This window comes from Burkholderia sp. Ax-1719, from assembly GCF_011753055.1.
Taxonomy (GTDB): domain Bacteria; phylum Pseudomonadota; class Gammaproteobacteria; order Burkholderiales; family Burkholderiaceae; genus Paraburkholderia.
In genome coordinates this window covers 78,492-88,611 of the sequence record NZ_VWWJ01000029.1, presented here as the reverse complement: position 1 = coordinate 88,611, position 10,120 = coordinate 78,492, and the positions used below count along the sequence as shown (strand labels likewise).

Sequence of the window (10,120 nt, the reverse complement as noted above, 5' to 3'; positions counted from 1 at the left end):
GCCCAGGCGTGCCGCTGGCGATGGGGCTGTTTTCTGCGTCGATCATGGGCGGCGGCGGGCTGGGCGCAAGCCTCAGCCCGCTCGCGGCACGCCTGGGCGGTTCCTGGCATATCGCGCTGGCAATCTGGGCCGCGCCCGCGCTGATGGCGCTGGTGTTGTGGAGTTGGCTCAACTCCGGCGCGCGCGCGACAGGGCGCACGGCAGCGGCGCAACCCGGCGCGCATCATGTTGCGGTGCCGGTCTGGAAGAAGCGCCGCGCGTGGACGCTCGGCCTGCATTTTGGTCTTGTGAACGGCGGCTATACGAGTCTGGTCGCCTGGCTGCCCGCTTATTACCAGCAGCATGGCGCGAGCGTCGCCGCCAGCGGCTCGCTGCTGGCCGCCATGACGGTCTTCCAGGCCGCCTGCGCCCTGCTGCTGCCGCTCGCGGCCGCACGGTTCACGGATCGGCGGCCCTGGTTGATCGGCGGGCTTTGCCTGCAATGGATTGGCGTCGTCGGTCTGGCAGCCTGGCCCGAGGCCGCGCCGCTGCTATGGGTCGCCGCAGCGGGCGCGGGCCTGGGGGGCACCTTCTCGGTCACGCTGGTGACGGCGCTCGATCATTCGGGCGATCACCGTATCGCCACGCGGCTGGTAGCGTTTGTGCAAGGGTTGGGCTTCGTGATTGCCGCCCTCGCGCCGGTCGTGGCCGGACGGGTGCGCGATCTGACCGGCGGTTTTACCGCCGCCTGGGTCATGCTCGCCATTTCGATTTCGGCGATGATCGCGCTCACGCTCGCCTTCTCGCCGCGCAGCTATGGTCGCTGGCTCGGCCTGCATGGCAGCGCCGCGTTAGAGGCTTGATCCGACGCTGTTTTTCCGGTCTCCGCCGCGCCAGCCAGCCAGCAGGCGCGACCCACGCACACAGGTTTGTGACAGCCGCAGGACGCCGCGTCCGCGCAACACTCGCGCGCTGTGCGCCGTCAAACGTTTGCATTCACCGCTGTACGAATGTACAGTGCGTGCAGCCCGGTTGCCGTACCGGGCGTCGCCCCCTGCGGGCGTGCCAGCCAGCGCATTGTGCGGGGTCGGGCGCACCGCGAAGGCCGGGCGGGTCTGTTCATCAAAACGGAGATCACGACGTGCGATTCATCTTGACGGGGACGGTGCTGTGCGTCCTCGCTTCCACCGCGCTCGCTGGGGAACACTACACCGAAATCTGGAACCCGCCCGAGGCGCGCCTGCCTGGCGCGCATCCGGTTTCGCCCGACAAGAAGGCGCACGCGCACCACACGAAGAAAAAGCTCGCGAGCGTCGAGCGTCCCGACACGCGCAAGATCGCCGAGCCGGCCATGCGCGCACCGGCGCCCACCGTGCCGATGCTGCCAGGCGGCGCCAATGGTGCAAACGGCGCAGCGGGCCAGGGCAACGTGAAGTCGAAGAGCGACGGTCTGCCCGAGATCCCGCCGCAGATCGGCCCGGATGGCAATGTCCTGCAGGTGAGCTACGCCGTCCCGGCGCGCCGCCAGCACCACACGTCGAATCCCTCGCTTCAAGCCCTGCCGAACGTTTCCGTCACTCCCGCCGCCCGCGCGCAATAAGCGCTCGCGCGACACGGCCGCGCCCAAGGCGCTTACTGCCCGAAATCGTCTCCGGAAAAAAAAGCGGCCCCGCCACCTTACGGTGCGGGGCCGAATCCCATGTCAAGGAGATGCTCATGGAGGAGACGGTTTCATCGTAGCGATGGCCGCCCGCCAGCCCAACCAATGCTTTCAGCTATGCATATGGGGCGGGCCGCGCAGTTCGGAACCCTTCTCCCGGGCATATCGTTAGAACAAAAAGTCGTTTCGCGCGGCGCGACGCGGTCACTAAGATGACAGTTCCGATGTGAACGCATGCTTTGCGCCGGCCCGCCGCCGATTCACGCGTTGCCGCGCGTCTTCTGCCCCGCATTGTGCGCTCGCGAGCCCTACCGCTTACCCGAGGAGCCCCCCTTGAGCATTTCCGATTCCAGACACCGTCCGCTCGTCGTCGGCATCGGCGGCACGACGCGCGAAGCGTCTTCCACCGAACGCGCGCTCGCTTTCGCGCTGCGCGGCGCGGAACAGGCCGGCGCACGCACGCAACTGTTCGGCGGCACCTTCCTGCACAGCCTGCCGCACTACGCGCCCGAAGCCGCCACCCGCACCGACGCCCAGCTCGAACTGATCGAAGCCGTGCGCGCCGCGGATGCGGTCATCATCGCGACGCCGGGCTATCACGGCGGCGTGTCCGGCCTCGTTAAGAACGCACTCGATACGCTGGAAGAACTGCGCGCCGACGAACGCCCCTATCTAGACGGCCGCGCCGTCGGCTGCATCGTGACCGCTTATGGCTGGCAGGCCGCGGGGTCCGTGCTGACCTCGCTGCGCTCGATCGTGCATGCGCTGCGCGGCTGGCCGACGCCGTTCGGCGCGGGCATCAACACGCTGGAAACGCGCTTCGACAGCGCGCATCAGTGCTCCGATCCGAAGGTTGTTGATCAACTCTCGACGGTCGGCCAGCAGGCCGCGCAATTCGCGCTCGCGTTCAACACGCAGCGCGCCGCACACCCGTCGCACACGATTGCCACGAGCGCATCGAGCGCCGCTGCGGCACGCAATGAGGATCGCTTGAGCGTCGCGGTTTAACGCAGCGAACGCTACATAGGAAGCACCCGAAGCACCCGAAGCACACGAAACACGACGAGGCCGCCACGCGCCTCGTCGCCCACCGCTCGCTGATCGCCGCTCGCCTGTACACCCCGCAATAACCCATCCCCGCTCGAACGCGCGCCAGCGCACAGAGGCGCACGCCTTGCGTCGGCCATCCCACAGACGCGGCCTTTTGTGCGATCCACATTGGAGACGGGCACACCAGCTCGCCTCATCGCGATCATTCTGCTGACCGTTCCAGTCCGCCCGTGATTTGCTTGCGACGAAAGATTGGTTCCCCTCGCGCATGGCTGCCCCTACGCTGGGTTCGTACTGGCAAATGCAGCGGTCGCACAGATCGCACAGGCGAGGCATACATGCGCAATTCGCACACGAGCAGGACGCACCAGCAGGAGCTGGAGGCCATGAACGCACCCATCCGCTACAAAGGCTACGAAGTCGCGCCCAGCGCGCAGGCTTTACCCAACGGGCTGTACGCCGCCAATCTGACGATCGGCACGCTGAGCGCCCAACCCGGCGCACAGGCCGGAACACAAACCGGCGCCCGCACGAGCCAGAAGATCGTTTCGTTCGACGCACTGGATTATTTCTTCGATGAACGCCATGCGCTGGCGTACGCCTGCCGCTGGGCGCGCATGTGGATCGACGAACAGCGCCGCTGCGCGTGAGCAAGCGGCTTTCCTTACGTTTATGACAGAATAGGAGTCACATTACCGTCATTCTTTTGCCTTTATGTCTGCATCCCTGACGCCCATCATCGACGAAGGCGCCACCGCTCTCGCCGACCAGGACGCCGCGCTGCGTCACTGGACTCACGACACGCCAGGGCCCATCAGGATTGGATCAGACGAACATCGCAAGATGTTCAGCCGGATGTTGCTCGACACCCACGATCCGTACCGTCCCGCCGTGCTCGACTGGCCAAAGCTCGAACCCGACGCACTGCGCCGGCTGACCTCGCTGCCGATCTGGGACATCGCCGTACAGACCGAAGGCCGCGCCTCCATCCGCGTCAAGACCTACGCGAAAACCGTGCTCGATCCGCTGCTGCGCGAAGCCATCGAAATGGACGGCGACGAAGAAGCGCGCCACAAGGTCGTGCTCTCGCATCTGGTGCAAGCCTACGGCATCGAACTCGCGCCCGAACCCACCTACCCGCCGCCGAAAGACGCCGAATGGGCGTGGATGTTCACCGGCTACAGCGAGTGCATCGACAGCTTTTTCGCCTTTGGGCTGTTCCGCTCCGCGCAGCGCTCGGGTTTCTTTCCCGCCGAACTCGTCGAAACCTTCGAACCCGTGATCCAGGAGGAAGCCCGCCACATCCTGTTCTTCGTGAACTGGGTGGCGTGGTATCGCAAAAATCTGCCGTGGTGGCGCCGTCCCTGGCACTCGCTGCGCGTCGGCGCAATCTGGATCAAACTGATATGGGACCGCCTGGCGATCGCGCGCGGCATCGACGCGGATGGCGTGGCGCACGATTCGAATTTTCTTCCCGCCAATCGCGAAGTGCTGGGCGATTCGCTCAAGCCGCGTGAGATGATTGAACTCTGCCTGACGGAAGATCGGGATCGCATGAGCGGCTATGATCCGCGCCTGTTGCGCCCGGCCGTGGTGCCGGCACTTGCGCGCCTGGCGCTGCGATTCATGAAGAAATAAGCGCACCACGCAGCACATAGCGAACACCGCGCGCCATCCCATCACGGCTGCACGAGGAGGAGACTGCATGACCTGGACCCTGGACCAGCAGCTGGAACTAACCTCGACGCAAGCCGTCGAGGCGATTCGCGCAGGACGGCTCAAGGCGGCTGACTACGTCGCCACGCTGATCGCCCGCGCCGAGGCGCTCGCCAATCTCAACGCGCTCACCGCGCTGGACATCGAAGGCGCACTGGCGGCCGCGCAGCGCATCGACGCGCTCAGCCCCAACGAGCGCGCGCGCCTGCCGCTCGCGGGCTTGCCCGTGGTCGTCAAGGACAACATCAACACGCGCGTGCTGCCCACCTCGGCGGGCACGCCCGCGCTCGAAGGCTTCGTGGCTGCGCGCCACGCGCCTTCGGTGCAACGCCTCGTGGACGCGGGCGCCATCGTGCTGGGCAAGGCCAATATGCACGAGCTCGCCTTCGGTATCACCAGCACCAACCTCGCGCCGCATGCCGGTCCCGTGCGTAATCCCTGGGATCCCGAACGGATTCCCGGCGGCTCATCGGGCGGCACCGCTGCCGCCATTGCTGCGCGCATGGTGCCTTCGGGCCTGGGAACGGATACCGGCGGCTCCACGCGCATTCCCGCCGCACTGTGCGGCATCGTCGGACTGCGCCCGAGCGTCGGCGACGGCGGTACGCAGCGGCGCTATCACGACCCGCATGCCGTCGTGCCGATCAGCCATACGCGCGACACGGTCGGGCCGATGGGCCGCACGGTCGCCGATGTCGCGCTGCTCGACGGCGTGATTACCGGTCTTGGCCCGCTTGCCCAGGCAGCCGTCACGAATCTGCGCGTGGGCCTGCCTACGCCGTTCTGGGCAGGGCTCGAAGCCGCGACCGAAGACGTCGCGCGCGCCGCGCTCGCAAAACTTGCAGCGGCGGGTGTCACGCTGGTGCCGGTGGAAATGAGCGATATCTTCGCGCTCAACGACCGCGTGAGCATGGCCATCGCCCTGCACGAACCCATCGACGATCTGCAGGCCTGGCTCGCCGCCAACCAGACGCCCGTGCAAAGCGTGGCCGACGTAGCGGCGCGCATCGCCAGCCCTGATGTGCGCGCCGCCTATGACGCGATCCTCGCCGATACGCGCGGCAGCGACTATCAAACCGCGATGACGGTCTGGCGCCCGCGCCTGCAGCAGCTCTACGCGCAGACTTTCGCCGCCAATGGTCTGGACGCGCTGCTGTTCCCTACCACGCGCCTCGCCGCCGTGAAGATCGACGATCTGAACGGCTCGTCGAGCGTGTCGATCGACGGCAGTGCGCCCATCGACGAACTGGAAGCCTATCTGCGCAACACCGATCCCGCGAGCAATGCGGGCATTCCGGGCCTGGCGCTGCCAGCCGGGTTGACGGAAGCGGGATTGCCGGTCGGGCTGGAACTCGACGGCCCCACGGGCAGCGACCGGCGGCTGCTCGCCATCGGTCTGGCCTTCGAGGAGATTCTCGGCACACTGCCCGCACCGAATATCTGATCCACCTGGAAGAGCAGGACACCGAATCAATCGATTTCGCACCACGCCGCACGATCACGACAGCGTCACACCGTAGTCCCCACACCAACAATCAGGAGACAAGTGATGAAGGTATCGAAGCTCTTTCTCGCAGGCGCAATCGCATTCACATCGCTTAGCTTTACCGCCGTGGCCGCCCATGCCGAAGATCTGCTCGACAGCGTGAAGCAGGCAGGCGTGCTCAAGATCGGCCTGGAAGGCACCTACCCGCCGTTCGACTCGCGCAACAGTTCGGGCGAGCTGGAAGGATTCGATGTCGACGTGGCGAAAGCCGTGGCCGCGAAGCTCGGCGTGAAGCCCGAATTCATCCCCACCGAATGGAGCGGCATTATTGCCGCGCTGCAGGCCGGTAAATTCGACGTGATCGTCAATCAGGTGACCATCACGCCGCAGCGTCAACAGGCGCTCGATTTCAGCCAGCCCTATACGTATTCGGCGGCGCAATTGATCCAGCGCGCCGACGACAAACGCGAATTCACCTCGCTCGATCAATTCAAGGGTGAGCAGAAGATCGGCGTCACGCTGGGCACCAATTACGATTCGATGGCGCGCGCCGTGCCCGGCATCAACGTGCAGACCTATCCGGGCGCCCCCGAAAAACTGCGTGACCTGGCGTCCAAACGCATCGACGCCACCATCGACGATCGCCTGATGCTGCCGTACATGATCAAGACTTCGCATCTGCCGCTGCGCCCCGGCGCGGTGCTCAAGGGCGCGAATCAGGAGATGGGCATTCCGTTCCGCAAGGGCAATCCGAAGTTCGAAAAAGCGATCAACGACGCGCTCACGCAACTCAAGCAGGACGGCACGCTCAAGAAGATTTCGATGCACTGGTTCGGCAGCGATGTGACGGTGCCGGTCGCGCAGTAACTTCAAACAAAGCAAAGCGATTTTTTCTGACGGACGGCCCTCGCGCGAATTGACCGCGCGAGGGCCGTCGCCTAGACTGATTGCCCTTTTGCCTCATCGACAAAAGGGATCCCCATGCTCACCCCCGCCACGCTGGCGCTGTTCTCCGGTGCGTGTTTCGCGCTCACCGTCACCCCAGGCCCGGACATGCTCCTGATCGCGTCCAGAAGCGTCAGTCAAGGGCGTATGGCGGGATTTGCATCGCTTGCCGGAATTCAGGTTGGCACCTACTGTCATGCGATGGCGGCGGCGTTCGGCCTGTCGCAGCTGTTTCTCGCCGTTCCTTTTGCCTACGACGCGCTGCGTTTCGCAGGCGCCATTTATCTGCTCTACCTCGCCTGGAAGACCTTGCGCGCCAAACCGCAGCCCGCCGCGCCGCTCACGATCGCTCCCGCCCTCTCGCCTGGCAGAATTTTTATCCAGGGACTCCTGACGAATATCCTGAACCCGAAAATGGCGCTGTTCGTGCTGGCGTTATTCCCGCAGTTCGTGCGCCTTCAGGACGGCAGCGTCGCGGCCCAGATTCTGATCCTTGCTACCGTACTCAATCTGATCGGCCTGTGCGTCAATGGCGCCGTGATTCTGGGCGCAAGCCATGTCGCCCGCCGCCTGAGCGCACGCCAGCGGCCAGCGCGCTGGCCACACTATCTGCTGGGTTCGGTGTTCGCGGGCCTCGCGCTACGGCTCGCTTGCGCAAATCGAAATTAAACGACGTGTCATCCCCGCCTGCCACAATCGGCAAGCGGGGTTTGGGTCGAGTATCGACGCACGCATCGATGCGACAAAACCGCGCACCCATCCCGCGCAAACGCGCTATTTGCCGCTGCCGTAGCGCCGGATCAAGGTGCGCGCGCCGAGTTGAACCACATCCAGCGCGCATCGCCGATACAATGAGAACAGTTCTCATTTCATAAAACAAAGATTCCCCATGCGGCTGACCGACCTAACCAAAGGCGCCAGTGCCTTTGTCGAGCGCGTCGAAGACGCCTCTGCACGCGACCCCATCGCACAACGCCTGCGCGATCTTGGCTTCGTTCCCGGCGAGCCCGTGCGCCTCGTGGCGCGCGCGCCGTGGAGCGCCGACCCGCTGCTGGTGCAAATCGGCTCGACCCGTTTTGCACTGCGCCGCGCCGAAGCCGAGCGCGTCAGCGTGAGCCTCGAAGCCCTCGAGGGAGCCAGTGTATGAGCCAGACACCGCTGCGCATCGCCCTCGTCGGCAACCCCAACTGCGGCAAGACCGCCCTCTTCAATCTGCTCACCGGCGCGCGCCAGAAGGTTGCGAACTACGCGGGCGTGACGGTCGAACGCAAGGAAGGCCGCTTCGCCACGCCCTCGGGCCGCAAGATCCAGTTGCTCGATCTGCCGGGCGCGTACAGCTTCGATTCCGCCAGTCCCGACGAGCGCGTCACGCACGACGTGCTGATGGGCCGCTACCCCGGCGAGGCGATTCCCGATCTGGTGGTTTGCGTGGCCGATGCGACCAATCTGCGCCTGCATCTGCGCTTCGTGCTCGAAGTCAAACGCATGGGCCGGCCGGTCGTGCTCGCGCTCAACATGATGGACGCCGCCAAGCGGCGCGGCATCACCGTCGATGTGCCGAAGCTCGCGCGCGCGCTCGGCATGCCGGTGGTGGAAACCGTGGCGGTTCGGCGCAACGGCGCGCAGTCGTTGATCGAGTTGATCGACGGCGTGGATGCGAACCGCACGCCCAGCGCCGAAGGTGCAGACACAGGCGGCGACCTGCACGCCGCCGTACGCGCAATTCTCGCCGATGCCGTGACGATGCCGCGCGCCACCGACGCGCGCGACGACGCCATCGACAGCGTCGCGCTGCATCCGGTACTCGGCCCGCTGATCCTGGCCGTGGTGATGTTCCTGGTGTTTCAGGCCGTGTATTCGCTGGGCAAGCCGCTGACCGATTCGATCGGCGACGGCTTCGACTGGCTCGGCGGCATCGCGGGCGCGTGGCTGCCCGACGGCCCGCTGCGCAGCCTGCTGACCGACGGCCTGCTCACGGGACTCGGCACCGTACTGGGTTTTCTGCCTGAAATTCTGGTGCTGTTCCTCTTCATTCTCGTGCTGGAGGAATCGGGCTATCTGCCGCGCGCGGCCTTCCTGCTCGATCGGATGATGGTGTCGGTCGGGCTCACGGGGCGCTCGTTCATTCCGTTGCTGTCGAGCTTCGCCTGTGCGATTCCGGGCGTGATGGGCACGCGCAGCATTTCCGATCCGCGCGACCGCCTGGCGACGATCCTCGTCGCCCCGCTGATGACCTGCTCCGCGCGTCTGCCGGTGTACGCGCTGCTCATCAGCGCGTTTATCCCGCATCGGCTGGTGTTCGGCGTGTTCAATCTGCAAGGGCTGGTGCTGTTCGCGCTGTACGTCGCGGGCATTGTCGGCGCAATGGCGGTGGGCTGGGTCATGAAGCATCTGCGCCGCGACCGCACCGAACACGCCTTGCTGATGGAGCTGCCGTCGTACCGCATCCCACGCGCACGCGACGTGGCAATCGGACTGTGGGAGCGCTGCACGATCTTCCTCAAGCGCCTGACCGGCATCATCCTCGCACTGACCGTCATCATGTGGTTTGTGTCGACGTTCCCTTCGCCGCCCGCGGGCGCGACCGGTCCCGCCATCGACTACACGATCGCGGGTTATCTGGGCCGCGCACTGCAATGGCCGTTCGCGCCGCTCGGCTTCAACTGGCAGATGAGTCTTGCGCTGATTCCCGCATTCGCCGCACGCGAAACCGCCGTGGCCGCGCTCGCCACGGTTTATGCCGTAGCCGGTGGCGACAGCGACGTCGCCGCGCTGGGCCACACACTCGCGCAGAACTTCTCGGTCGCGAGCGCGCTTTCGCTGATGGTGTGGTTCGCGTTCGCGCCGCAATGCATGTCGACGCTCGCCGTGATCCGCCGCGAGACGCGTTCGTGGCGCGCGGTCGTGCTGTCGTTTGGCTATATGTTTGTGGTCGCGTACGCGGCTTCGTTCGTCACCTACCAGGTTGCGAGGCACTTCCTGTGAGCGCGAATCTGCTGCTGCAATATGCCGTGATCGCGTTGCTCGTTGCGGTGAGCTTCTGGACCGCGCTGCGCAAAGTCGCGCCGAAAACGACCTCGCGCATGCAGGCAGGCGTGGCCGCGCCACTGCTGCGACCGCGACGCGGCGCATTCGCGCAGCGCGTGGGCCGTTGGCTACAGCCCAAAGGCGCAACGGGCGATTGTGGCGATGGCTGCGGCACTTGTGGCACCTGCGGGCCTTCGGATTCACCTGCAGAAAAGACGGTCACATTCCATCCGCCGCGCAAATAATCGTTGCGTGCG

11 protein-coding genes are annotated in these 10,120 nt (G+C 65.6%); all 11 read left to right on the top strand.

The window, feature by feature from the left end; all coding sequences use genetic code 11:
- The coding region (locus tag F3J17_RS31830) for an MFS transporter (protein ID WP_167069073.1) at positions 1–842 on the top strand (842 nt) is incomplete at its 5' end.
- A 278-nt stretch (positions 843–1,120) separates the two neighbouring features.
- The gene (locus F3J17_RS31825; protein WP_167069070.1) at positions 1,121–1,579 is read left to right on the top strand and encodes a hypothetical protein; all 459 of its coding nucleotides are present in this window, start codon (positions 1,121–1,123) and stop codon (positions 1,577–1,579) included.
- Between the two features lie 393 nt (positions 1,580–1,972).
- Positions 1,973–2,647 carry an NAD(P)H-dependent oxidoreductase gene (locus F3J17_RS31820; RefSeq protein WP_167069067.1) on the top strand — a complete coding sequence of 225 codons (675 nt, stop codon included), beginning with the start codon at positions 1,973–1,975 and terminating at the stop codon, positions 2,645–2,647.
- A gap of 428 nt (positions 2,648–3,075) precedes the next feature.
- A complete protein-coding gene (locus F3J17_RS31815) occupies positions 3,076–3,339 on the top strand; it encodes a transcriptional regulator (protein ID WP_167069064.1) in 264 nt (87 codons plus the stop codon).
- Positions 3,340–3,403: 64 nt separating this feature from the next.
- Positions 3,404–4,327: a ferritin-like domain-containing protein gene (locus F3J17_RS31810; RefSeq protein ID WP_167069062.1), complete on the top strand. Its 924-nt coding sequence runs from the start codon at positions 3,404–3,406 to the stop codon at positions 4,325–4,327.
- A 67-nt stretch (positions 4,328–4,394) separates the two neighbouring features.
- Positions 4,395–5,849, top strand: a complete 1,455-nt coding sequence (gene iaaH / locus F3J17_RS31805) for an indoleacetamide hydrolase (RefSeq protein WP_167069060.1) — start codon at positions 4,395–4,397, stop codon at positions 5,847–5,849.
- 105 nt (positions 5,850–5,954) lie between these two features.
- Positions 5,955–6,758 (top strand): transporter substrate-binding domain-containing protein, encoded by an 804-nt coding sequence (locus F3J17_RS31800; protein ID WP_167069057.1) that lies wholly within the window; start codon positions 5,955–5,957, stop codon positions 6,756–6,758.
- A 114-nt stretch (positions 6,759–6,872) separates the two neighbouring features.
- On the top strand, positions 6,873–7,505 hold the full coding sequence (locus F3J17_RS31795) for a LysE family translocator (RefSeq protein ID WP_167069054.1): 633 nt from the start codon (positions 6,873–6,875) through the stop codon (positions 7,503–7,505).
- A gap of 220 nt (positions 7,506–7,725) precedes the next feature.
- Positions 7,726–7,983 (top strand): FeoA family protein, encoded by a 258-nt coding sequence (locus F3J17_RS31790; RefSeq protein WP_167069051.1) that lies wholly within the window; start codon positions 7,726–7,728, stop codon positions 7,981–7,983.
- On the top strand, positions 7,980–9,821 hold the full coding sequence (locus tag F3J17_RS31785; protein ID WP_167069049.1) for a ferrous iron transporter B: 1,842 nt from the start codon (positions 7,980–7,982) through the stop codon (positions 9,819–9,821). Before F3J17_RS31790 ends, F3J17_RS31785 begins: the two co-directional genes overlap by 4 nt.
- Positions 9,818–10,108 (top strand): DUF6587 family protein, encoded by a 291-nt coding sequence (locus F3J17_RS31780; protein ID WP_167069047.1) that lies wholly within the window; start codon positions 9,818–9,820, stop codon positions 10,106–10,108. The genes F3J17_RS31785 and F3J17_RS31780 overlap by 4 nt, the downstream gene beginning before the upstream one ends.
- The last annotated feature ends 12 nt before the right edge of the window (positions 10,109–10,120 follow it).

Excerpts from the sequence above, each read along its gene's own strand:
- F3J17_RS31785 (WP_167069049.1), top strand. The coding sequence starts at position 7,980 with ATGAGCCAGACACCGCTGCGCATCGCCCTCGTCGGCAACCCCAACTGC.
- F3J17_RS31790 (WP_167069051.1), top strand. The coding sequence starts at position 7,726 with ATGCGGCTGACCGACCTAACCAAAGGCGCCAGTGCCTTTGTCGAGCGC.
- iaaH (WP_167069060.1), top strand. The coding sequence starts at position 4,395 with ATGACCTGGACCCTGGACCAGCAGCTGGAACTAACCTCGACGCAAGCC.
- F3J17_RS31795 (WP_167069054.1), top strand. The coding sequence starts at position 6,873 with ATGCTCACCCCCGCCACGCTGGCGCTGTTCTCCGGTGCGTGTTTCGCG.
- F3J17_RS31810 (WP_167069062.1), top strand. The coding sequence starts at position 3,404 with ATGTCTGCATCCCTGACGCCCATCATCGACGAAGGCGCCACCGCTCTC.
- F3J17_RS31815 (WP_167069064.1), top strand. The coding sequence starts at position 3,076 with ATGAACGCACCCATCCGCTACAAAGGCTACGAAGTCGCGCCCAGCGCG.
- F3J17_RS31800 (WP_167069057.1), top strand. The coding sequence starts at position 5,955 with ATGAAGGTATCGAAGCTCTTTCTCGCAGGCGCAATCGCATTCACATCG.